Below are 22,060 nucleotides of genomic sequence, written 5' to 3'. Positions count from 1 at the left end.
CAAATACCAACGGAACAGCCCGCCTTCGCCCCTTGGGCTTCGGCGTGGCAGCCTTCGCTCGCTTCGCTACGATGGATTTTCCTGGCCTGTGTGGTCGTGCCCGGTCAGTCCGTCTTCGCTTTCGCTAGCGCTCAAGCTACGCCGGACACGCTGCGCCCTGACGGGCCTTGGCATGGCTGCGCCACGCGGAGCCCGTCAGGGCGAAGCGTGGTGGGGGAGGTAGGACTCGAACCTACGAAGTCATAAGACGGCTGATTTACAGTCAGCTCCCTTTGCCACTCGGGACACTCCCCCGTCCAACAGCGCCAGACCGGCCGCGCGAGTGGCGGCGGACCGGGTCATCGAAATGACGCTGATAACCGCGCTAGCCCGGTTCGGGCGCACGGTCGGGCGCCGTTATGGGCGAAGCGACCGGTCAAAGTCAACCAAGCCTACGTGCTATTTGCGGGTTAAATTGCCAATATTCGGGAGCCGTGACACAAGCCTCACATGAGCGATCGTGACCGCAAACCCAATTTCCGAAGCAAGGGCGGTAAACCCTTCCAGAAGGGGCAGAAATTTGCCCGCCCGCCGGCCTGGCGGGGGCGCGAAGCCGGTTCCGACGGACCGGTGATTCTCTATGGCTGGCACACGGTATCGGCGGCGCTCGCCAACCCGGGGCGCCATATCCGCAAGCTTTACCTGACCGAGAACGCCGCCAGGCGGCTCGCGGAGCAGAATATCGACACCCGCGTCGCGCCGGAAATCGTCCGTCCCAGCGCGCTCGACCAGCGGCTCACCCCCGATGCCGTGCATCAGGGCCTGCTCGCGGAGGCCGATCCCCTGCCCTCGCCCGATATCGACACGCTGGCGCAGGAGGGCATCGTCCTGGTGCTCGACCAGATCACCGATCCGCACAATGTTGGCGCCATCATGCGCTCGGCCGCGGCGTTCGCGGTGAAGGCGATCGTCACCACCGCCCGCCACAGTCCGGAGGCGACCGGCGTGCTGGCGAAATCAGCCTCCGGTGCGCTCGAGCTGGTGCCGCTGGTCACCGTGCAGAACCTGGCGCGCGCGCTGAACGAACTGAACGAGCGCGGCTTCCAGACCGTCGGGCTCGACAGCCAGGGCGCGGACGATCTCGGCAAGGTGGCGTTGCAGCAGCCCTTGGCGCTGGTGCTCGGCGCCGAAGGCAAGGGTCTGCGGCAGTTGACGCGCGAGACCTGTCGGGTCGTCGCCCGGCTCGACATGCCCGGCGAGATCAAGAGCCTCAACGTGTCGAATGCCGCGGTGCTCGCGCTCTATATCGGGGCGAGCCGGCTTGGGCTGATGTAGCAAAACGCCCGCTCGCAACATGCGAACGGGCGTCGATCTCCTCGATCTGTCGCCGGATCAGTAATAGCGGCGCAGCACGCGGTGGCCGTAGTAGCGCGGCGCGTAGCCGTAGCGGTAGCCATAGTGCGAGCGGCGATACCACGGACGGTGGTACGTGCGGTATCCATAGCCATAGTGGCGATGGCCGTAATACGGACGGCCGTAGCCCTCGCGATAATACGGTAGCGGCGCCCAATTGCCGGGACCAGTAAAGGTCGGGCCCTGGTTCACGTAGTAGTACTGCTGGGCGGTGCCAGGATAGACCGCATCCGGGTCCGGCAGGCGTTCGACAGCGCCCCAGCCGCCGTAATATCCGCCATAGCCAGCATAGCCGCCGCAGGCGTTACAGCCGGCATAGCCGTAACCATAGCCATTGCCGTAACCATAGCCGTAGCCATAGGTCACGACCGGCGCCGCATAGACCGGCGTGCCGCACGGGCTGAAGCCGCACGCCATCGCGGGCGCAGCGGCCATGACAGCCACGGCTGCAACCAATCCCGTAATCATTTGACGCATTACTCTCTCCTGTATCTGCTTTTCGTTGGTATGGGCTTCTTGAAGGCTATTGCGGGCTGCGCAGACGCGGCGGCCGCGGGATTGGGCCGGAGCGCGGGCCGTTGAACTGCGGCGCATAGATCACCGGCGGCGGATCGACGGGGACATTCGACTGCGCCGGCAGCGGCGCCGATTGCGCCGACCATGACTGGTGATAGCTCTCGGCTGGCTGCGGCAGGCGGCGGTTCGCCGGCGGCTCGACCTCGAGGCGGCCGTAACCGGGCATGTGACCCAGGCTCGGATAATAGTGGCCGACATTCGGCACAGGATCGATCGGGCGGCCGCCATAGACGGTCGGCACCATCGACTCGTTGCGGGCGAGGCCCATGGCGCTCTCGACCACAGCGTAGGAGGCGTCGACGCCGTTGATGATGATGGGCACGCCCGGACGGTTGGGCACGACGATGTCGAAACCGCCGCCAGCCGACGCCGTTGACGTCATTCCCGCCAATATCGCCAATGCTAGGCCGACGCGCATGCCACGCAGAGTCCCGGTTGTTCGACGCGCAACCTAAAGCAACGCGCACGCGCAAGGGTTAAGGCCACGGGCCGAACTGCCGGTAAGCCTAACGCGTAAGCATCCGCGCCTGCTCAATTATGAAGAAACCAGATCAGGAATCGTTAACGCATGTCACGCCGCGTCGGCGCGTATCAGGCCAGCACCTCGTCGAACAAGCCGCGCATCGCCGCCCAGGAGCGGCGGTCGGCCTGCGGATTGTAGAGCGCCGCGCGCATGATCGAGCCGTCGGCGGCCGGGTTGGCGAAACCGTGCAGCGCATTGCCGTAACTGACTACCTGCCAGTCGGCGACCTCGGCGGCGCGCATCTCATCCTCGAAGGCCGCGACCTGATCACGCGGTGCCAATGGATCGTCGGCACCGGTCAACACCAGCACGCTCGCCCTCACGGCGCCCTTGGCCGCCGGCCGCGTGGTCGAGAGCACGCCGTGGAAGCTGGCCGCGGCCTTCAGATCGGCGCCGTCGCGCGCGAGTTCGAGCGCGACCGTTCCGCCGAAGCAGAAGCCGATCGCCGCGCATCTTCCCGCATCGACCTCGGGCAGGCCAGCCAGTACCCCAAGCGCGGCGCGAGCGCGAGCGCGAAGCGTCTCCGGTTCGGCCCGCAATCCGCCGATCAGCGACATCGCCTCATCGAGGCTGCCCGCCTGTCGCCGCTCGCCGAACATGTCGGCAGCGAGCGCAACATAGCCGCACCCGGCGAGCCGCCTCGCCCGCTCCATCGCGAAATCGCCGAGCCCGAGCCCCTCGTGAAACACGAGCACGCCGGGCCGCTTTCCGATGGTCGCGTTCAAGGCGAGATAGCCGCGCAAATGGGCGTCGCCGCAGCGGTAGTCGATGTCGCGCGTGTGCATGCAGGTCTCGTCAAGTGAGGGACAGGTCAGGCGCACACGGAACATCACACCGGTTTGATCGCGCGACAAGGCCGGACCGGCATGGCGCGGAAGATGCCCAGCGTAACGGCCTCGTCTACGCCCGGCACTTGGTTCCTCCGGCATCCTTGCCAGTGGCGCAGAGCCCCGACGCATGCAGCGAACCAGGCAGCCTCACAGGGCGGCCTGGTCGTTGGACGCGAACCACCGGGGGCACGGCCACTTCTGGTTCTGGCCCTCGCCCGCCAAGTCTGCTATTCGAGCCCCGCAAATCCTTCCATTCGCCGGCTTAGCTCAGCGGTAGAGCAGCAGTTTTGTAAACTGAAGGTCGGGGGTTCAATCCCCTCAGCCGGCACCACGCTCTCGCACCCCGTGGCCCTGGCAGGATTCGTGGGGACATTCCCGTAGGACCACGCAACACCGAGATTGCTTCTGCCCTTGCCGTTCAAAACAGTGTATGCAGGTCACAAAGGGGGGGCTCAGGCGATGACCTATTTGATCCTTGCCCGTGATGGCACCAGTCGAATCGTTTTGAAGCGCAGCAGCGAGGACGCGGCCGAGAAGAAGGCACGCGAACTGAAGGAGATGGGTTGGTTCGAAGTCGAGGTCCGCGAGGACACGGCAGCGGACGTTGCACCGCCTGCGGATCAGAACCAAACACTGCAATGAACCTTTCGGAAGCGGCCCCTTACATACGTGTGAGGTGCCACATGTCCGACTCAGCACATTACCGCTTCCAGTCCGATCAGGCCAAACGGCTGGCTCGCCAGGTCACCGACGCCGCGGTGCGCGAGAAGCTGCTCGAAATGGCCGACGAGTATGGCCGTTATGCTGACATGATCGACGCCCGCGCGGCCGAACAGCTCGCCGTCGAGGCAACGGCTCACTAGCGCTCCTTTAGGAACGTGACGCGGTTTCTCGTCGTTCTCAGCGTATGAGAATACGCGAAGACAATCGCAACATGCTGCTGGTCGTCGTCACGCTGCTGAGCGTGGCGGTCGCGGGACTCATCGCGCTGCTGAACCCGTCCCTTGCCCCGGCCAGTAGCCAGTCCCGCAAGCTCGCCGATCAGCCCCCGGTGCGGATCATCGGTACCCCGTTCGTCCCGAACACCAATCCCAGCGTGCGATAGGGCCCTCGCGCGCTGAAGCAGTGTCACCCTTTTGTCACCTCGCCTGCAAAACGAACGTCTTTGTCAACCATCATTATGGTGAACGCTTGATTCCGCGAGGTTGCTTTGGTGCAATCCGCGCGTTCAAGGTGCGCTATGAAGTGGATGAAAGAACGCGATCTCCTGATCGCGCAGACGATGGCCTTCGTGCAGTCGGTGACCGGCAAGCGGCCGGACGCCGAGATGATGCGCCCTGCTCCGCAGACGGCTGCTCCACCGGCCGTTGCCCTGGAGGCCGGGACCGAAGCTCACGACACTCAGCCTCGCGTGGTCCAGACACAGGTGGCCGCACCGGTGCCGCTGCCGGTCCCGACCGTGTTCGAGGTGCCGCCTGCCGCACCCTCCGCTCCGCCCGCCATCGAAGTTGCCGCTACGGAAGCCGCGAAAGTGACTGCCCCTGTGACGCCTGTGCAAATGCCGCATTTCGCACAGCTCGACATCCGCGGTGACTTCGGATCCGAGGTGCGGGCGCGCGTGGCGAATTTCCGCGCCAACCAGCAGCGCTTCATCAGAGAGCGCGAGGAATACTGCACCTCCACCATGGCCAAGGTGCGTGCCGCGATCCGCGACAACAGTGAGCTGCCGCGCTCCGGCAAGTAACGAGCCCTTTCTTGCGGATGGGGCCTGGGGTCTCTCGGGCTTCAGCGGGCGCCCGATTTCACCGGCTCGGTCAGGAAGCGTCCGGTCGATCGCAACGATGTCGGCTCTTCCATTGCGTCAAGAGCAGGCTGCTTCCCTTCCACCATTGAACGCAAGCCGGCGATCGCCTGGGTCATCCGTTCGGCGTATTTGGCCGTGGCGCTCTCGACGAACACCTTGTCCTTCGGCTTCGGCTTGGCGATCCGCAGCTCCAGGCGCGTCGTTCCGTTTGGACCGTCCAGAACGGCGCGGGTCATCACGATCCGCGGCGCGCCGGGAACAGGAAGCGCGATGCTGACCGTAAAGTAGTCGGCCGGACGCCAATCGAGCATCTCCTCGACGTTGGTGTTCTTGCCGTGCATGCAGTGATTCCTGGTCCCGACACCGCGGCGTCCCTTGCCCGAATCCTCGATGATGTCGTCGGCGTCCCACCATTTTCGCCATTGTCCGGGCACGGTGAGAAACTCCCACACCGTCTGCCGGGGCGCGGCAATTTCGAACTCCAGGGTGGCGTAGGCGTCAGCGCGCGTCACCTCCGTGCGAACCTGCCCGTCGTCCTGCCGCCACGCCGCTTCGAGATCGCGCACCCACAGCGTCACGTCGCCGATGACGTCGATGGCTTCGTGATGGGCGATAAGGCCTTGTGCCGCCGGGTCGGCACCCATGGCGCGTATGGCCGCGTCGCTATAGAGCGCGTAGGCACGCCCGCCCAACTTCTCGCTGACCGTGTTCTTGAGCAGTCGGTGGACGAGGATGACGTCGCGCCCGGCGAGCTCTTCCCTGCCGCCCATCTTCTGCTTCACCATCTCGCCATGATGGACGACGAATTTGAAATCGAGATCGCCCATCGCGACGCAGGCCTGACACTCGCACGTCGAGGCCTGGCGAACGGTGCGCAGGCGCCGGCGAAACTTGAAATAGGCGCCCTCGATCGCATCCTGCAGCAGCGAGCCGTCGATCGTCTCGGCGGTGGTGTAGACGAACGCGGCGTCACCCTCGAACTTCGCGAGACGAAACGGGGGGCGCAATCCTTTCACCACCGCGTCCATGAAGTCGGCGATGATGTCCTGCGCATGGTCGAGCTCGACCGCCGCGAGGAAGTTCGTATAGCCGGAGATGTCGGCAATCGCGAAATATGCCGCTTCAGCCTTCGGAAGCATGCAGACCTCCAACGCAACCGGTTCGCTCCGATTGTACGGTTGCGCAGTTTGTCATACCGCGCCGCCCGCGGTCGAGGGCCAAAGAGACCCCTGCTCCGGCCAAACGCTCGCTAGACCACCGCGCTCGCTAGCGGCTGCCGATCTTCTCCAGCACTGGCAGCAGATGCTTTAAGAATTCGCCCGGATCCTCGCTCATCGGGAAATGGCCGAGACCTTTCATGATGGTGACCTCTGCCCCAGGGATGCTGCTTGCCACGGCCAGCGTCTCCTCCGGCGTGCAGGAATAGTCGTATTCGCCCGACAACAGAAACAGCGGGCAGCGCCTGGTGTCGATCTCGGCGACCCGGGCGCGGATGTCGCCGTCGATCTTGTAGAAATAAAGGTCGCCCTTGAACACGCCGGGGCCGCCCTGCATGTAGTGCCATAGCGTTTCCCACTTCTCCTTGCCGGGCGCGTCGGGCCCGACCAGACCGGAGACGATGGCCGCGGCCACCTCGCCGCCGTGCACGTCCGGCCGGTGCAGGAAATTCAGGTCGTAATAGGGATCGACATGCGCGCCGGCCTGCAGGCCGATAATGGCGCGGAAGCGTTCCGGGTGCTCGAGCGCGAGATGCAGCGCGATTCGCCCGCCGATCGAGCAGCCGATCACGATCGGCTTGTCGAGCCCGAGCGCATCGATCACGGCCAGGATAATCGCGGTGTATTGCGCCGAGGTGAGCTGATACTCCTCGTCGTGCCAGCCTTCAGGCGGCGACGACTTGCCGTGCCAGGGCATGTCGAAGGCGATGACACGGTGAGTGCGCGTGACGCGCGGATCGTTCATCAGGCCGCGATATTGCCGGCCGTCGCTGCCGGCGGTGTGCAGGCAGAGCAGCGGCGTGCCCTCGCCCGCCTCCTCGACATAGATGCGGTGCGGCCGGCCGAACAATTCGAGATGCATGTAGCGGCCGACGATCGGTTCGAACCTTGCGCTCATGCCGCAGCTCCTTCGCGACGCAGCTTGCCGAGTGCGTCCTTGAAGTAGCGCAGGTTGGCCATGAACACCTTGAGGTCACCCTCGGCCTTCAGCACGCGCCGCTTGATTAGCGCCATCAGGTCATTCGAGCCCGGCGGCGGCCGCTGCTCGCAGAACTTGTTCCACTCGGTCTCGGAGGTGCGCAGCACGAAGCACGACGATGGCATCACGAACGGCCCCTTCGTTACCGACACGACCCGGCCCTCATGGATCGGAATCAACCACGCCGTCTTGCCGATCTCGAGCAGCAGCGTCGTCGTGAGATAGCGGCCGCGGCGCACCAGCCCCGCATCGCCATTGACCCGTTCCTTCAGCGTCTCGATCATGGTCGCTCCACCCGCAATGGCCTCCGCTGGTCGCGCGGAAGGCTCCTGTTGTCGCGGCGATGATGGAGGGATTGGGCGAACCGTCAATCGGTCCGGACGTCGGGCAGCCACGGCGTTTTCGCGTGGGCCAGAGCGTTTTCAAGCGACGTGGATACCGGTTGTCGTGGAGACGCCTCGTGCAAAATCTAGTGCATGATGGGATTAGCTTGATTTGAAACAGCGGCGGAGGTCACCTCTCCCCGACGGGGTCGACCGAAGCCGCCGCGAGTCGATTCAACCCTTCCCCTTTAGAGCCACGCCCAGACCAGCGCGACGTTCGCGGCGCAGGCGGCCAGCAGCGTTACCGCCAGCGCGAACAGCACGCGTTCATTCGGGGTCTGCAGGATCGCTCTCATGGAGCGGAGCATCCGGCGATTCTACCCGGAGAGTCCCGGGGATTCTTTTTCACCGGGTTTACGACGCATTAACGACTCACGGCGCGCCGCGGAATGGCCCGAAATGACCCACATTTTCAACAGCTTGGGAGTCAATAAATCACGGTTCCGTGATCGGAACGCCGGTGCGGTTTGCGGAAACCTCTTAACCAGCGCGGGCGTTGTCGGTTTTTCGGGGGGAGCGACGAAATGCCGTATGCACTGTTCTATCAGGACGCCAAGCTGAGCAAGGCCTATCCGACGGAGGCTGACGTCTGGAGTCTGGCCCAGAAATCCGGCCTCGTGGTCGACGCCGTCACTGACGAGCAAAAGCGCTCGCCGCGCCCGGTGCTGGATAATGACTACGAGATCCGCCCCTGCCAGCTCGATCCGAACGAGGATCCGGACAAGAACAAGGCGGACGCCGATCTTGAAGCGCGCATCGAGCCGCGGCTGCACTCGTAACGCCACCCGCGGGGCGCGTGCGCGGACCCGACGTGCAGTGGGATGACCCTGCGGCCCTATGGCGTCGCCGTCGCGAGCGAAGCCTGCTCGGAGGCGAGCGAAACGCAGACCTTCCGTCGATGGAGACCCCGGATTGCGCCCGTGACCTTGAGGACCTTGCCGGGCGGGCAGGACGCGTCCTGCACGAGCACGATCTCATAGGGGGCGAGGATCAGGGGCTCGGATTTCAGGACAGTCTGGGCAAGGCACGGCACGGACACCGCAGAGAGAATGAGCCCTAACGCAACGCTACGCATGTTCGTTTGTCCACCAACCCAAGCAGCCCCACAATAGCGCACGACAATGAAAGTTCCGTGCCATGCAGGGATTATTTTTTGCATTGCATGGCTGCGGTCGTGGCAGGGCCCGAGCGATTGCGCCAAACAAAAAGGCCGGCTCGAGGAAGCCGGCCCTTTGCGCATTCAAGCGAGCTGACGATCAGTAGTTACTGCCCACGGGGCCGCCCCAACCGAAGCGATAGTTGATGCCCAGCTTGACGGTATGCTCGTCGTTGCGGAAGCTCGTGCCGACGATGTCGGCCGGGCCGCCCGTGAAGGTGGTCTTGCCGAAATTGTAGTATTGGTATTCGGCCTTGGCCGACCAGTTCGGGGCGAACATGTATTCGAGGCCTGCGCCGACGGTGTAGCCGTCCTTGTGGTTGCCGTCGGTGGTGAAGGCCGCCGGCACGCCACCAACCGAAGCAGTGAGATTGTTGTTGTCACGCCAGGCATAACCGCCCTTGGCGTAGAGCAGCGCCGGACCCCAGGTGTAGCCAAGGCGGCCGGTTACCGAACCGATCTGGTCGGTATTGCCGGTCACAAGCGTACCTCCCGGAAACAACACGCCATTGTTCGACGAACTCGGCAGCCAGCTGTACTGCGCCTCGACACCCATCACCCAGTTGGGTGCGAACTGGTAATCGAAACCGCCCTGCACACCACCCATGAAGCGCGCATCGCTGCCCATCAGGTTGTTGCCGTCGGTAAACGCGCCGCCGACATGGCCGCCGATATAGAAACCGGTCCAATTGTAGACGAGCGCAGGCGCGGTCACGGGAGGTGGTGCCTTGGTATAGGTGCGTGCCGGCATGTCAGCCGCAAGCGCCGGGCTCGCCAGCGCGGCCAGGGCGACGGTGCCGAGCAGAAACTTCTTCATTGGGGGTCCCCATTACTAGCGTTGCGCTATCAACCCAAACAACGTGACCTCAATTAGGTTGCTTTGGGGCAATGCCGCAGCCGTGATCTTCCCAAGCTGTGACAGGGCGGCAACAACGGCCGTTTGTTCCTGATCATAGAAGATTTTTGATCGGTTAAGTAATCACGCCTCCGCGTGACGGGAGTCGCAGATACCTAAGCTAAGGTTCAGCGCTCCCCGAAAAGTGATCGGTTTGCGCTAACCAATGCTCAGGCCCGACCACGCTACCGCGACAAATTGCCCAGTTCGGCAAACGGCCCGTAGGAGATGCCGGAACAGGGCTCGGCGGCGTTCTCGATGATGCGGTCGAGCCGACCATCGACGAACACCACGGCGTGCTCGCGGGCCGGACCGTAATTGCCGTCCGAGTCCTTTGCGCTGTAGCGCACGCATGCGACGTAACGGAGGCGGCCACCTATCGTCCGTTGCACCGGCTCGGCAATAGCGCCATCGCGCACGCCAACCGGATTGTTCAGATAGGTCCGCATGAACGCCAATATCTCGGCCCGGTAGTTGGTCGGAAACGGCTGGTCGGCCGCGCCACGATCGGCGGTGAACGAGATTGGCCCGCTGTCGCCGCCGGCACAGCCGGCGAGCCCGATCGACAGCGCCAAGATCGCCGCAAGTTTAGCTGAAGTCCCCAACCGCTGCAGTTCCATGATCCCCGTGACGACCTCTTAGACCGCCCGGCGCCGGAATGGAATTCGCAACTCGGTTATCCCGTGCCACGCGAAGGCAGGACAGCACACCGGCCCGCCGCCACTGGGGAAGCAATGGCGAACGGGCCGGGTCTGACATCCGCCGGCGCAGCGGGGCAATGTGGATCGAAACCACGCCGGCGGATCAGTTTCAGCCGCGCTTGACCGGCGCGACGTGCTTGACCGCGACCTTCGCCTTAACGTGCTGGCTGGCGTGCTTCTGCGCCTTCTTCACCTTCAGGAGGCCCATGTGCTTGTGGTGGCGATAATGCTGGGTGTGGTGACGGGTCATCTTCGCGCTGGCGTTCAGGGCCTTCGACGGCTCCTGCTCGCTCTTGATCACCGGCGCGGGTTTGGTCGTCGGCGCGGGGGTGGTCACGGGCGCGGAGGTGGCGGATTTGGTCTGCTCGGCGGCGAGCGCCGGGGCAGCGATCACGGACATGGCGAGCAGCGCTGCAGAAATCGACTTCAACATGGTGGTCTCCTCTTCCACGGGATCGAGAGTTACCCGGCCGGATGGTCGGCCTCGCCGATCAATGGAGGCGACCTTAGAGAGCCCCCGCTGAACCCGTCCTGAAGGTCACTGTCGGTGTTCATTCATGTGAATGACTTCTCTGTCATGCGCCGGCGCCGTGGGTGATCACGTGGAATCGCGCGGCGGCGGGAATGTTCTGAGGCCTCGGGTGTTCAAGTCGACAGGCTTCGGTGTAGGATTACCGAGCGCGATTAGGAACGATCAGGAGCGATCAGGAATGAGCAGGACGACAAGGTTTTTGACCCTCGCGGTGCTCTCGATGGCCCTTGCGGGCGGCCCCGTCATCAAGGCTTACGCCGCCGGCAGCGATGACCCCTCCCCGCCCGCCTCCGACAGCGGCAAGGGTAAGAAGGCGACCAAGAAGGACAGGAGATCGTCGATCGATGATCCGAAGTTCCTGGCCGGCTATCACGCGGCCTACACCACGATCTATGATCGCCACGACTACGCCACCGCGATCGAGCAGTTGAAAGCGCTGGGTCAGGACGATCGCGCCGACGTTGCCAATCTGATCGGCTACTCCTATCGCAAGCTCGGCGACTACAAGGTGTCGCAGATCTGGTACGAGCGCGCGCTCAAGGCCGATCCCAACCATGTGCGGACCTGGCAGTATTACGGCCTGTGGCAGCTCGAGCAGGGCAACCGCGACCAGGCCGAATTCCATCTGAACCGCATCGCGCAGCTCGCCGGCACCAACAGCGAGGAATACCGCTCGCTGGCCGCAGCGCTGGAGAAGCCGCCGGGCACTGGCCTCGTCTACTGAGCGGATTGATATCGAAGCATCCCGCCGGTGCAGTCGACATGACTGCGCCGGCTTTTTTCATGATGGCGTGGTGGCGGTTATTCCGATCGCGCGCCGGCGGCGGCCGAGCATGAGCAGCATGACAAGCGCGCCGGTCGAACACAGCATCGCGAGTGCCAGCAGCGCGTCGCTACTGAAGCGCGTGAGCAACCCGGCCAGGAGCGGCGGCGCTGCCGCCGAGATCAGGTTCAGCGGCAGCGCGATATGCGACGTCGCCTTGGCAAACGCACCCCTATCGTAGAACACCAGCGGGATCGTTGCGCGCGCAACCGCGAGCGCGCCGCTGCCCAGGCCGTAGATCAGGATGAAAGCCGCGATCGACCAATAAGCGCCGTGGCCCAAGATCAGGATCAGCATCGCGACCGGCAGCAGCGTACCCGCGACGAGGCCCGTCGTGATGCCGTCCCAGCGTCCGCCGCCGATGAAATCGATTGCGCGCGCCGACACCTGCACGACGCCAAGCGTCGATCCGAACGCAACGGCTTCGGTCGCCGAGAGCCCCTGCGCCTTCAGGAGCTCGACAAGGATTGCGCTGAAGCCGATGCTGACGAATGCGTTGAGCGCAATCGCCGCCACCACCAGGACAAAAGTGCTTCTATCCGGGGCAGACGGCGCGGCCGACCGCTCCGATGCAGTCTCTGAATCGGCGACAGCAGCGGTCCGGCGCGGCAGCCCGAACGTGTAGAGCGGCAGGCAGACCAAGCCCATCGCCAAGGCATAGACCAAGCAGGTCCCGCGCCAGCCGACCGCGTCGGCGAGACATGCCGTCGTTGGCCAGAAGATGCTGCTGGACAGTCCGGTGACCAGCATCAGAGCTCCGATCGCGCCCTTCGCATGCCGGCCCGCCACCTCGTTGAGCATGATGTAGGCGGCCGTGCTCAGGGCGGCGCTGCCACCGACGCCAAGGATCGTCCAGGCGATGAAGTAGAGCGCCACCTCTTGGGCGCAGGCCAGAAGGACGAAACCGAGTGCTGCGACCGCGGCGCCTGCCATCATGACACGCCGAGCGCCTGCGCGCTTGAACGGTTCGGCGAGCAGCGGCGCGCACAGGCCCATCGTCACGTAGAGGACCGAGGTTCCTGCAAATACCGTCGGCAGCGCGATCTGGAGATCGGCGGCGATTCGCCGGCCGACGATGGCCGGCAAGCCGAGGCTCCCCCACCCGATCAGTTGCGCGACGGCGAGCACAACCAGGACGCCCGTAATCTCCCGGTTCATTCCGAGAAGCCGTGCCCGGCCATTCATCCCCATGCTGCCCGTCGCGATCGAAACGCCATGGCTAACCGATAGCACATGACGCTACGATGACCGGCATGGGCAGCCCCGCGCCGGAGGCGACGCCATCCACGGCCCGAAGGGCGGCGACGCTCCCGATCGCGAACGACTGGAGGTCCTGTGGCTACGGATAGTGCTCGTTGCGCCGGTCGACCTTGGACCCGCGGTTCACGCCGACCGTGTTGTTGGCGGCGCCTGCGTCCGGTTTCGCCTGGCGCGCTGCCTTGTCGATCGGCGGGCCGCTGTCGCCGGTTTTCTTGGCGCTGTTCAGCGCCTGACCCGTCGTGGTGACATTACCAGCCTGTCCATTTCCGGCCGTGGGACCGGAGCTCTGCGCCAGCACGGTTCCCGACAGCATGAGTGTAGCTATCAGCATGACCGCGGCGTGGATTTTCATGGAAAGGCCCTTCTGTGCGCTGGAATGCACAGCAACGCGCCAATGCCGATCGCGTTCCAGTGATGCGGCCGATCAATGCGTTTTCCAGCCGGAGAGAGTTAATGTAGGCCGTTCACGAGATTAACCAGCCGAGGATGAAGCGTAACGTGCAACTCGTCTCCACCCTGACCTGCCCGGCTTGCGGCTTCGCCGAAGCCGTCACCATGCCGACCGACGCCTGCCAGTTCTTCTATGATTGCAAGGGTTGCGGCATCCGCCTCAAGCCCAAAGCCGGCGACTGCTGCGTGTTCTGCTCCTACGGTTCGGTGCCGTGCCCTCCCGTCCAGGCGGACGGGAAATGCTGCGGCCAATGAGGGAAGCAGCGCTCGATGACCGGCATCGCAGCAGGCGCAACCGCGCAATGCCGGTCATCGCGTCATCCAACATTGGCGCTGCGACCATCTGACAAGCACAGGGAGATCAGGTACCGTTGTTGGTTCCACGTTTGACATCATCAATGCGTCTTCGGACCAAGACCGCCTCAAGAGGTGCAGCTCATGAAAGCAGGTCTCGACGGCGTCGTCGCCGCTGAAACCGTCCTCAGCCATTCCGATCCGCAGGCATCGCGGCTGTGGATCCGCGGCGTGCCGCTCGAGACGGCCGCACATGATCTCGGCTTCGAGGGATTGATCACACTCTTGTGGGAAGGCTTTGCGGGCGAAGGACTCACACGCGACCGCATCACCGCGGAGTTCGGCGCCGGCCGACAGCAGGCGTTCGACCGTCTCGGCTCGTGGCTGCCGACCACAACGGGCGCGACGCCGGGCGAAGCGACTCGCCGATGCCTGGCGGCATTGCCCGATGACAGCACGCCGGCGGAGATCATCGGCGCGCTCTCGGTCGGTGGTCCCGCCATCATCCGCCATCAACGGGGTTTGCCTGCTGTCCCGCCCGATCCCACGCTGCCGACGGCCGCAGACATGCTGAGGATGGTCTCCGGGACGGCCGCCGCGCCCGATCTGGTTCACGCGCTTGACACCTACTTCGTCGTCGCGGCGGAAAACGGCCTCGGCCCCTCCACGCTTACCGCGCGCGTGGTCGCCTCCACCGGCGCGACGCTCGCTGCGGCGGTGCTCGCCGCCTACTGCGCCTTCGAAGGTCCGCTGCACGGCGGCGCGCCCGGTCCGGCGCTGACGATGGTCGATCAGGCGCAGGCGAGCGACGATGTCGACGCCTGGCTCGATCGGAAGCTCGCCGCTGGCGAACGGCTGGCGGGTTTTGGCAACCGCGCGTTTCCGAATGGTGATCCGCGCGCCACACTGCTCGCGGATGCGGTCCGCCAGCTCGGCGGCGATAATGCGCGCCTGCAATTCGCGCTCGCGTTCGAACGCAAGGCGCTCGCGGCCCTCGCGCGCCAACGGCCCGATAAGACGTTGCGCCCGAACCTCGAGATCTATGCCGCGCTCCTGCTGGAGGCCTGCGGGATTCCGCGCGATGCCTTCACGCCGACATTTGCCACCACGCGCGCGGTCGGCTGGCTGGCGCATGCCATGGAGCAGAAAGCCACCGGCCGCATGCTGCGTCCGACCAGCCGCTATGTCGGCCCGGCCTTGAATACCTAAAGCATGATGGGATTAGACCAGCTTGATCTGAAACAGCGGCGGAAGTCACCTCTCCCTTGGGAGAGGTCGATTTGCACAGCAAATCGGGTGAGAGGTTACGGTCTATCGAGAGCGCAAGGCCCCTCACCCGGATTGCATCTAGCGATGCAATCCGACTTCTCCACGATGGGAAGAGATCGACCGAAGCCGCTGCGAAATGCAACCCAAACTCAAGTAGACTCGAGCGGCGGCTCGATGCACCCACACTCGCGTGCGGCTCAATCAGCCGCGCGCCGCCGTCGGACTGCGCAGCGGGGCTGCCTCGCGATGCTCGGCCCAGGCCTGCCGCAGAATCTGCACCGACGAGGTCAGGAATATCACCGCCATGACGGCGGCGACTGCGAGATCGGGCCATCGCGTGGCCGTTCCCCAAACGCCCAGGGCGGCCACCATCACGATGACGTTTCCCATTGCATCGTTGCGCGAGCAGAGCCAGACCGAGCGGACATTGGCGTCGCCGTCCTTGTACGGCAGCAACAGCAGAACGGACGCCAAATTCGCAGTGAGTGCCAAGGTGCCGATCGCACCCATCACCTCGGCTTTCGGAACATCGAGAATGAGGGTCTGGTAAACAGTCGAGCCGAACACCCACAGCGCCATCAGGCTCAGCGAAACGCCCTTCAAGAGCGCCGCGGAGGCGCGCGTTCGCAGGCTGGCGCCGATTACCGCAAGGCTCAGCCCATAGGTCACCGTGTCGGCAAGGAAGTCGAGCGCATCCGCCTTGAGCGCCTGCGATCCGGCCAGTTGACCCGCGATCATCTCGGTCAGGAACATTGCGCCGTTGATGCCGATGACCGTCCAGAGAATGCGCTTGTAGCGCGGATCGAGACCGTCAAACACCGGAACGCCGCCCGAGCAGCATGCGTCAGCCGCGCGATGGCGCTCGACCGTCGGCACGCCGGTGGTCTTCGGCAATATCAACGGCGGTGGCGCACAGCATTCGGATGTCTTCTGCTCGCAGCAATCGGTCATTGGTGGTCCTTTCGGAACAGGATACGGCCGCCATTGCAGGTAATTCAAGCCGGGCCACGCGGAACTGCGCCAATTCAGGCGCTGTGTTCCGCGCTTCACTGCGACGGTTCGAAGGTCAGCACTGTCCTTCGATAGTCTTGCTGATCTCCTCCGGAGCCGCGAAGATCACGTCCGCGCGGTCGCCCATCATTCCTGCGGGGAGGATTGCTGGTGCTCCGCTCTGCGGGCCCTCCTGGCTGGAGTCCGTCTTCAGACGCAGATTGCGCTCCCAGAAATGGCGCGTCTTACCGTCGGCGGTGATCACGCGATAGGTGTCCCGGCAGTGCGTGATGGCAGTCACGCGCTGTCCGGGCTCCAGGACCTTCAGATTGGGAGTGTGATTGCCGCCCATCATACCTCCCATCATGCCGCCCATCCCCTTCATGCGATTTTCGGCGACTCGCTCCGACGCGGCCCCCGGCTTTGTGGCCTGCTTGAGAAACGCCAACAGATCCGAGCGAACGCGTGCATCCTTGATCCCTTCGAACGGCATCTCATTGTCCGGCACCATGCGTTGCGGATCGGTCAACCAGGCATCCAGCGAGCGGTCGTCCCAAATGATATCAGAAGCTTTCAGCGCGTCGGAGTAACGATCGAAGCTCGGCAGGCTTCCGGCCTTGCGCCCCCACAAGTTTGCCAAGCTCGGGCCGGTCATGTTGCGGTCGGGTTCAAGCGAATGGCACGGCACGCAAGCCTGAAAATCCCGCTCGCCACGATCGCCGCTCTGCGCCAACACAGGTGACGCGAAAGCGATAGTCATGACTATCGCAATTCGACACGGCTTCATTCTGGCCTCCTCGGCTTCAGGAACGAAGGTATTTGACCAACGCCAAGGCTGCCAGAACCAGGACAACAATGACGAGTATACCAATCAGGCCCATGCCCCACATCATTCCCGGCATCATGTCGTGCATCATGGATCACCTCATTCGGTTAGCTCCAGCTCTCTCACTCTCGCTGCAATCGATTTCGTCTTTGCCGGCGGCCGTGATTGGCCCGCAGGAGGCAAACGGAACCCTTTGACGAGCCCAAAGATCGCAGGAATCACGATCAGCGTCAGCAGGGTCGACGAGATCATGCCGCCGATCATCGGCACCGCGATGCGCTGCATGATCTCGGACCCGGTGCCGGTGCTCCACATGATCGGCAGCAGTCCCGCCATGACGGCGACGACCGTCATCATCTTCGGCCGGACGCGCTCAACCGCGCCCTCCATGATGGCCTCGCGGAGATCGGTCTGGGTCACCGCCTCCCCCTTGGCGGCACGGCGCTGCGTGACGTCCGCGAGTGCTTGATTGAGGTAGATCAGCATCACGACGCCGGTTTCCGCAGCGACACCTGCAAGCGCAATGAAGCCAACGGCGACGGCGACCGAGAGATTGAACCCCAGCCACCACATCAGCCAAAGCCCGCCGACCAGCGCGAACGGCAGCGACAGCATGACGATCAAGGTCTCCGTGACCGACCTGAAATTGAGATAGAGCAGCAGGAAGATGATCAATAGTGTGGCCGGCACGACGATCTTCAGCCGTGCCATGGCACGTTCGAGATATTCGTACTGCCCGCTCCAGACCACGTACGTCCCCGGCGGAAACTGCACACTCGCCTGCACGGCGCGCTGCGCATCTGCGACATAGCCGCCGAGATCACGATCGCGGATATCGACATAGATGTAGGTCGCGAGCTGCCCATTCTCGGTCCTGATCGAGGTCGGACCGCGCGACGGCGTGACATCGGCGACTTCGCCGAGCGGCACCGCCCCGCCCGCCGGCATCGGCACCAGGGTATCGCTCGCGATGGCTTTTGGATTGTCGCGCAGATCGCGCGGATAGCGCATGTTGACGGTGAAGCGCTGGCGCCCCTCGACGGTCGTGGTCACGCTCTGGCCGCCCAGCGCGGTCGCGATGGTATCCTGCACATCCTGCACCGCGATGCCGTAGCGCGACAGCGCCTCGCGGTTCGGCGTGATCTCGAGATAGTAGCCGCCGAGGCTGCGCTCGGCATAGGCCGACGAAGTGCCGGGAACGGCTTTCAGGACCTGCTCGATTTGTTTGGCGAGCTTGTCGATCCCCGCAAGGTCGGGACCGATCACCTTGACGCCGACAGGCGTGCGGATCCCGGTCGAGAGCATATCGATGCGCGCCTTGATCGGCATCGTCCAGGCATTCGAGACGCCCGGAAATTGCAGGGCCTTATCCATCTCGGCGATCAGGCTGTCGAGGGTCACCCCTGCCCGCCATTGCTCCTTCGGCTTGAGGTTGATGATGGTCTCGAACATCTCCGGCGGCGCCGGATCGGTCGCCGTCGTTGCACGGCCGGCCTTGCCATAGACCGAGGCGACTTCCGGGAAGCCCTTGATGATCCGGTCCTGGGTCTGCATCAGTTCGGATGCCTTGGTCACGGAGATCCCGGGCAGCGTCGTCGGCATATAGAGCAGCGTGCCTTCGTTGAGATCAGGCATGAACTCGGTGCCCAGTTGCCGGGCCGGCCAGACCGAGACGGCGAGCGCGCCGAGCGCCAGCAGGATCACCAGCGTCTTGGCACGCAACACGCCGTGGATCACAGGGCGATAGATCCAGATCAGGAAGCGGTTGATCGGGTTGCGGTGCTCGGGAACGATCCTGCCGCGGACGAAGATCACCATCAGCGCCGGAACCAGCGTGACCGACAGCAAGGCCGCCGCCGCCATCGCAAACGTCTTGGTGAAGGCGAGCGGGCTGAACAGCCGTCCTTCCTGCGCCTCCAGCGTGAAGATCGGCATGAACGACACGGTGATGACGAGGAGGCTGAAGAACAGCGCCGGGCCGACCTCAGCGGCCGCCTCGATCAGGATCGCGACGCGCGACCGGCCGGGCGCGGCGCGCTCCAGATGCTTGTGCGCGTTCTCGATCATCACGATGGCTGCGTCGATCATCGCCCCGATCGCGATCGCGATGCCGCCGAGGCTCATGATGTTGGAGCCGATCCCGAGCAGCTTCATCGCGCCGAACGCCATCAGCACCCCGACCGGCAGCATCAGGATCGCGACCAGCGCGCTGCGGACATGCAGCAGGAACACAATGCACACCAGCGCAACGATGGCACTCTCCTCGACCAGCGTGCGCTTGAGCGTATCGATCGCCGCATAGATCAGGTTAGAACGGTCATAGACCGGGACGATCTCGACCGACTTCGGCAGGCTGGTCGCGATCTCGCTGAACCGCTTCTTGACGTTCTCGATCACCTGGAGCGCGTTCATCCCGAAGCGTTGCAGCACGATGCCGCTTGCCACCTCGCCCTCGCCGTTCAGTTCGGCGACCCCGCGGCGCTCGTCGGGGCCGAGCTCGACGCGTGCGACGTCGCGCAGCAGCACCGGTGTGCCATTGTCGGTCTTGAGCACGATGTTGCCGAGATCGTTGATGCTCTTGAGATAGCCCTTGCCACGGATCACATATTCGAACTCGGAGAGCTCGACGGTACGGCCGCCGACGTCGGCGTTGCTGGCGCGGATCGCCTCGCGCATCCGCTGCATGGTGATGCCCCGGTCACGCATGCGCTGCGGGTCCAGAATGACGTTGTATTGCTTGACGAAGCCGCCGACGCTGGCGACCTCGGCGACGCCTTCGGCCTTGGCAAGCGCGAATTTCAGGTTCCAATCCTGGATGGTGCGCGTATCGGCGAGGTTCAACTCCTTGGACATGACCGCATATTGGTAGACCCAGCCGACGCCGGTCGCATCGGGGCCGATCGTCGGCGTCACGCCGGCGGGCAAGCGGGACGCCGCGCCGTTGAGGAATTCCAGCACGCGCGAGCGCGCCCAGTAAATGTCGGTGCCATCCTCGAAGATGACGTAGACGAAGGACACGCCGAAGAACGAGAAGCCGCGAACCACCTTCGACTTCGGCACCGTCAGCATCGCCGTGGCCAGGCGATAGGTGACCTGATCCTCGATGACTTGCGGCGCCTGGCCCGGATATTCGGTGTAGACGATCACCTGCGTATCGGAGAGATCGGGAATTGCGTCGAGCGGCAGGTGGACGAGCGCGTAGAGCCCGGCAGCGGCCGCAAAGCCGGTGCCGAACAGCACGAGCAGCAGATTGCGCGCCGACCAGGCGATGAGGCGGGCAATCATGGGCGCGCTCCCGTGTTTGCGGCCGCCGGCTCGGTTGATTTCGGACTGCTCGCCTCGGCAAAACCCTTCAATGCCGCCTTCAGATTGCTCTCGGCATCGATCAGGAAATTGGCCGAGGTGACAGTTCGCTCGCCTTCGCTGACGCCTTCGGCGATCTCAACATAGCCTCCGCCGCGCCGACCGAGCTTGACCTCACGCGGCTCGAAACGCCCGTCTCCCTTGTCGATTAGGACCTGCTGTCGCGTGCCGTCGTCGAGGACGGCGCTCTCTGGGACGGCCAGAACCGGATCCGGCGAGCCGATTTCGATCTCCGCGTCGACGTACATCTCGGGCCGCAGCAATTCGTCCGGATTGGGAAGCTCGACGCGGATGCGCGCCGTGCGGGTCTGAGCATTCAGGTGCGGGTAGATAAGCGCGACGGTCCCTGTGAAAGTCTTGCCGCCCAGTCCGCGCGGCTTGATCGTCACCTTCGTTCCAACTGAGACTTGACTGAGATCTCGTTCCGCGACGTCGATGACCACCCAGACAAGGCGGTGATCGGCGATCCTGAACAGCACGTCGCCGGGGCCGGCCCGCATTCCGTTGACGGCGTTCCGCGCGACGATCTCACCGTCCCGCGGCGCGAGCCACGGAATGGACAGCGAGATATCTCGGGTGCGCTCCAGCTCCTTGATCGCGGGCTCCGGGGTATCCAGGTTCTCCAATCTCCGGCGCGCCCCCTTCAACTCCTTTCCGGTTGCGCCTGCGTTGACGGCGGAAAGATACTCGGCGGCCGCACTGGAGAGTGCCGGGCTGTACACGTTCATGAGCACCTGCCCTTTGTGAACATGATCCCCGGTCGTGACGTTGGCGACGCTTTCGACAAATCCCTCAAAGCGCAGTGCGACGACCGACACGCGCCGCTCGTCCTCCTGGACAGTGCCCGGAGCACGAATGATCGACGAGATGGGTTGCCTCGTCACCGGCTCGGACTTCGCGCCGGTGCGCTGCATTTTGCCTGGTGAGAGCTTCACAGTCCCGTCGTCGCTGTCGTCGCCGTCATAGACGGGAATGTAGTCCATCCCCATGGAGTCCTTCTTCGGCACCGGCGAGGTGTCCGGCAGCCCCATCGGATTGCGGTAATATTTGATCTTGCGCTCGGGCTTGGCATCCGCCGGCGCCATGTCCGCGGATGGCTCGGGATCGTCGAAGCTGATGTCGGTACCCGCGGGCACCGGCTGATAGTCACGCCCGTCCGACGTCTTCTTCGGCGTCGGCGAGTAGAACGGCTTGCCGTCGGGGTCGCGGTAGTAGATCGGTGCACCGGCCTCCGCCGCACGCGCGGCGGGAGCGATAGCGACGCTGACCGGCCGCGGCGGCAGGCCGCGACCGATGAGTGCGGCGCCTGCCGCTGCGGCGATCGCAGCGGCAGCGCCAGCCAGGACGACGCGGCTCATTTCTGGGCCGTAACGACGAGCTTGTTTTCGACCGATCCGGTCTCGCCCTGCACTTTCGCGCCGAGCGACAACTGCCAGCGTCCGGCCATGCTGAAGCTGGCCTTGAAGCGGTACGTGCCGGACTCGGTCCCCGGCATCGGCGTCACCTTGGTGACCATTTCCTGCATGCCGTCGGGCGCCATGTCGAGACGCGTCGCGAAGATGACCGCGTCAGGCACGGATTTTCCGGTCGCCTTGTCGACCAGTCGCACCGTGACGATGCGATCGGTCCCGACCTGAACGGTCGGCTGCACGAGCTGGAATTCGTAGTTCTTGATCTCGGCATGAGCGGGCAGCGCAACGCCCGTGATGGCAATGCCAATCAGCGCGGCCATGGTGGCCCGCGCCAGGTTGGAAGTCTTCATGGTTATGATCCTCGATACGTCTGATTCACCGCGTG

Annotated in this window: 26 protein-coding genes and 2 tRNA genes; 10 read left to right on the top strand and 18 right to left on the bottom strand. The window is 64.3% G+C overall.

Features of this window, described 5'->3' with window-relative positions; translation table 11 throughout:
• Positions 1 to 208: 208 nt before the first annotated feature.
• A tRNA-Tyr gene (locus tag P6U25_RS14655) sits at positions 209 to 294 on the bottom strand.
• A 195-nt stretch (positions 295 to 489) separates the two neighbouring features.
• Between P6U25_RS14655 and rlmB the strand changes: the two genes are divergently transcribed.
• Entirely contained in the window at positions 490 to 1,314 is an 825-nt protein-coding gene (gene rlmB / locus P6U25_RS14650) for a 23S rRNA (guanosine(2251)-2'-O)-methyltransferase RlmB (RefSeq protein ID WP_407151865.1), read from the top strand.
• Between the two features lie 57 nt (positions 1,315 to 1,371).
• Here rlmB and P6U25_RS14645 read toward each other — a convergent pair whose 3' ends face one another.
• From P6U25_RS14645 to P6U25_RS14635, 3 genes are all read right to left on the bottom strand, one after another.
• Positions 1,372 to 1,869 carry a hypothetical protein gene (locus P6U25_RS14645; RefSeq protein WP_407151864.1) on the bottom strand — a complete coding sequence of 166 codons (498 nt, stop codon included), beginning with the start codon at positions 1,867 to 1,869 and terminating at the stop codon, positions 1,372 to 1,374.
• 46 nt (positions 1,870 to 1,915) lie between these two features.
• A complete protein-coding gene (locus P6U25_RS14640; protein WP_407151863.1) occupies positions 1,916 to 2,386 on the bottom strand; it encodes a hypothetical protein in 471 nt (156 codons plus the stop codon).
• A gap of 173 nt (positions 2,387 to 2,559) precedes the next feature.
• On the bottom strand, positions 2,560 to 3,276 hold the full coding sequence (locus P6U25_RS14635) for a dienelactone hydrolase family protein (RefSeq protein WP_407151862.1): 717 nt from the start codon (positions 3,274 to 3,276) through the stop codon (positions 2,560 to 2,562).
• A gap of 301 nt (positions 3,277 to 3,577) precedes the next feature.
• On the opposite strand from P6U25_RS14635, the gene P6U25_RS14630 reads away from it, so the two are divergent.
• From P6U25_RS14630 to P6U25_RS14610, 5 genes are all read left to right on the top strand, one after another.
• Positions 3,578 to 3,652, top strand: a tRNA-Thr gene (locus P6U25_RS14630).
• Between the two features lie 128 nt (positions 3,653 to 3,780).
• Positions 3,781 to 3,963, top strand: a complete 183-nt coding sequence (locus tag P6U25_RS14625) for a hypothetical protein (protein WP_407151861.1) — start codon at positions 3,781 to 3,783, stop codon at positions 3,961 to 3,963.
• Positions 3,964 to 4,004: 41 nt separating this feature from the next.
• Positions 4,005 to 4,184 carry a hypothetical protein gene (locus tag P6U25_RS14620; RefSeq protein WP_407151860.1) on the top strand — a complete coding sequence of 60 codons (180 nt, stop codon included), beginning with the start codon at positions 4,005 to 4,007 and terminating at the stop codon, positions 4,182 to 4,184.
• Positions 4,185 to 4,255: 71 nt separating this feature from the next.
• Positions 4,256 to 4,426, top strand: a complete 171-nt coding sequence (locus tag P6U25_RS14615; RefSeq protein WP_407151859.1) for a hypothetical protein — start codon at positions 4,256 to 4,258, stop codon at positions 4,424 to 4,426.
• 135 nt (positions 4,427 to 4,561) lie between these two features.
• A complete protein-coding gene (locus P6U25_RS14610; protein WP_407151858.1) occupies positions 4,562 to 5,065 on the top strand; it encodes a hypothetical protein in 504 nt (167 codons plus the stop codon).
• 41 nt (positions 5,066 to 5,106) lie between these two features.
• On the opposite strand, the gene P6U25_RS14605 is transcribed toward P6U25_RS14610, so the two are convergent.
• The 3 genes from P6U25_RS14605 to P6U25_RS14595 all read right to left on the bottom strand — a co-directional run bounded on the left by P6U25_RS14605 (position 5,107) and on the right by P6U25_RS14595 (position 7,605).
• On the bottom strand, positions 5,107 to 6,264 hold the full coding sequence (locus P6U25_RS14605) for a DUF2652 domain-containing protein (RefSeq protein ID WP_407151857.1): 1,158 nt from the start codon (positions 6,262 to 6,264) through the stop codon (positions 5,107 to 5,109).
• Between the two features lie 127 nt (positions 6,265 to 6,391).
• Positions 6,392 to 7,240 (bottom strand): alpha/beta fold hydrolase, encoded by an 849-nt coding sequence (locus tag P6U25_RS14600; protein ID WP_407151856.1) that lies wholly within the window; start codon positions 7,238 to 7,240, stop codon positions 6,392 to 6,394.
• Positions 7,237 to 7,605: a hypothetical protein gene (locus tag P6U25_RS14595; protein WP_407151855.1), complete on the bottom strand. Its 369-nt coding sequence runs from the start codon at positions 7,603 to 7,605 to the stop codon at positions 7,237 to 7,239. Before P6U25_RS14595 ends, P6U25_RS14600 begins: the two co-directional genes overlap by 4 nt.
• Positions 7,606 to 8,228: 623 nt before the next feature.
• Between P6U25_RS14595 and P6U25_RS14590 the strand changes: the two genes are divergently transcribed.
• Entirely contained in the window at positions 8,229 to 8,483 is a 255-nt protein-coding gene (locus P6U25_RS14590; protein ID WP_407151854.1) for a hypothetical protein, read from the top strand.
• A 56-nt stretch (positions 8,484 to 8,539) separates the two neighbouring features.
• Here P6U25_RS14590 and P6U25_RS14585 read toward each other — a convergent pair whose 3' ends face one another.
• The 4 genes from P6U25_RS14585 to P6U25_RS14570 form a co-directional block, all read right to left on the bottom strand.
• Positions 8,540 to 8,779, bottom strand: a complete 240-nt coding sequence (locus P6U25_RS14585; RefSeq protein ID WP_407151853.1) for a DUF6719 family protein — start codon at positions 8,777 to 8,779, stop codon at positions 8,540 to 8,542.
• Positions 8,780 to 8,960: 181 nt separating this feature from the next.
• Positions 8,961 to 9,677 carry an outer membrane protein gene (locus P6U25_RS14580; protein WP_407151852.1) on the bottom strand — a complete coding sequence of 239 codons (717 nt, stop codon included), beginning with the start codon at positions 9,675 to 9,677 and terminating at the stop codon, positions 8,961 to 8,963.
• A gap of 263 nt (positions 9,678 to 9,940) precedes the next feature.
• Positions 9,941 to 10,375: a hypothetical protein gene (locus P6U25_RS14575; protein WP_407151851.1), complete on the bottom strand. Its 435-nt coding sequence runs from the start codon at positions 10,373 to 10,375 to the stop codon at positions 9,941 to 9,943.
• Between the two features lie 190 nt (positions 10,376 to 10,565).
• Positions 10,566 to 10,889, bottom strand: a complete 324-nt coding sequence (locus tag P6U25_RS14570) for a His-rich protein BRANT (RefSeq protein ID WP_407151850.1) — start codon at positions 10,887 to 10,889, stop codon at positions 10,566 to 10,568.
• A gap of 277 nt (positions 10,890 to 11,166) precedes the next feature.
• On the opposite strand from P6U25_RS14570, the gene P6U25_RS14565 reads away from it, so the two are divergent.
• Positions 11,167 to 11,712, top strand: a complete 546-nt coding sequence (locus P6U25_RS14565; RefSeq protein ID WP_407151849.1) for a tetratricopeptide repeat protein — start codon at positions 11,167 to 11,169, stop codon at positions 11,710 to 11,712.
• A 57-nt stretch (positions 11,713 to 11,769) separates the two neighbouring features.
• Here the strand turns inward: P6U25_RS14565 and P6U25_RS14560 are convergent, their stop codons facing one another.
• Positions 11,770 to 12,969 carry an MFS transporter gene (locus P6U25_RS14560; protein WP_407151848.1) on the bottom strand — a complete coding sequence of 400 codons (1,200 nt, stop codon included), beginning with the start codon at positions 12,967 to 12,969 and terminating at the stop codon, positions 11,770 to 11,772.
• Positions 12,970 to 13,150: 181 nt separating this feature from the next.
• Positions 13,151 to 13,423, bottom strand: a complete 273-nt coding sequence (locus tag P6U25_RS14555) for a hypothetical protein (protein WP_407151847.1) — start codon at positions 13,421 to 13,423, stop codon at positions 13,151 to 13,153.
• 134 nt (positions 13,424 to 13,557) lie between these two features.
• On the opposite strand from P6U25_RS14555, the gene P6U25_RS14550 reads away from it, so the two are divergent.
• Positions 13,558 to 13,776 (top strand): GDCCVxC domain-containing (seleno)protein, encoded by a 219-nt coding sequence (locus tag P6U25_RS14550; protein WP_407151846.1) that lies wholly within the window; start codon positions 13,558 to 13,560, stop codon positions 13,774 to 13,776.
• Positions 13,777 to 13,959: 183 nt separating this feature from the next.
• On the top strand, positions 13,960 to 15,024 hold the full coding sequence (locus P6U25_RS14545; protein WP_407151845.1) for a citrate/2-methylcitrate synthase: 1,065 nt from the start codon (positions 13,960 to 13,962) through the stop codon (positions 15,022 to 15,024).
• Positions 15,025 to 15,285: 261 nt separating this feature from the next.
• On the opposite strand, the gene P6U25_RS14540 is transcribed toward P6U25_RS14545, so the two are convergent.
• The 5 genes from P6U25_RS14540 to P6U25_RS14520 form a co-directional block, all read right to left on the bottom strand.
• Positions 15,286 to 16,035 carry a cation transporter gene (locus P6U25_RS14540; protein ID WP_407151844.1) on the bottom strand — a complete coding sequence of 250 codons (750 nt, stop codon included), beginning with the start codon at positions 16,033 to 16,035 and terminating at the stop codon, positions 15,286 to 15,288.
• Positions 16,036 to 16,150: 115 nt separating this feature from the next.
• Positions 16,151 to 16,861 (bottom strand): c-type cytochrome, encoded by a 711-nt coding sequence (locus tag P6U25_RS14535; protein WP_407151843.1) that lies wholly within the window; start codon positions 16,859 to 16,861, stop codon positions 16,151 to 16,153.
• A gap of 138 nt (positions 16,862 to 16,999) precedes the next feature.
• On the bottom strand, positions 17,000 to 20,185 hold the full coding sequence (locus P6U25_RS14530; protein ID WP_407151842.1) for an efflux RND transporter permease subunit: 3,186 nt from the start codon (positions 20,183 to 20,185) through the stop codon (positions 17,000 to 17,002).
• On the bottom strand, positions 20,182 to 21,621 hold the full coding sequence (locus P6U25_RS14525) for an efflux RND transporter periplasmic adaptor subunit (RefSeq protein WP_407151841.1): 1,440 nt from the start codon (positions 21,619 to 21,621) through the stop codon (positions 20,182 to 20,184). The genes P6U25_RS14530 and P6U25_RS14525 overlap by 4 nt, the downstream gene beginning before the upstream one ends.
• Positions 21,618 to 22,025 carry a FixH family protein gene (locus tag P6U25_RS14520; RefSeq protein ID WP_407151840.1) on the bottom strand — a complete coding sequence of 136 codons (408 nt, stop codon included), beginning with the start codon at positions 22,023 to 22,025 and terminating at the stop codon, positions 21,618 to 21,620. Before P6U25_RS14520 ends, P6U25_RS14525 begins: the two co-directional genes overlap by 4 nt.
• Between the last annotated feature and the right edge of the window lie 35 nt (positions 22,026 to 22,060).

Source organism: Bradyrhizobium sp. ORS 86 (assembly GCF_045571475.1).
Lineage (GTDB): Bacteria > Pseudomonadota > Alphaproteobacteria > Rhizobiales > Xanthobacteraceae > Bradyrhizobium.
This window is presented reverse-complemented; position numbering and strand designations above follow the sequence as displayed.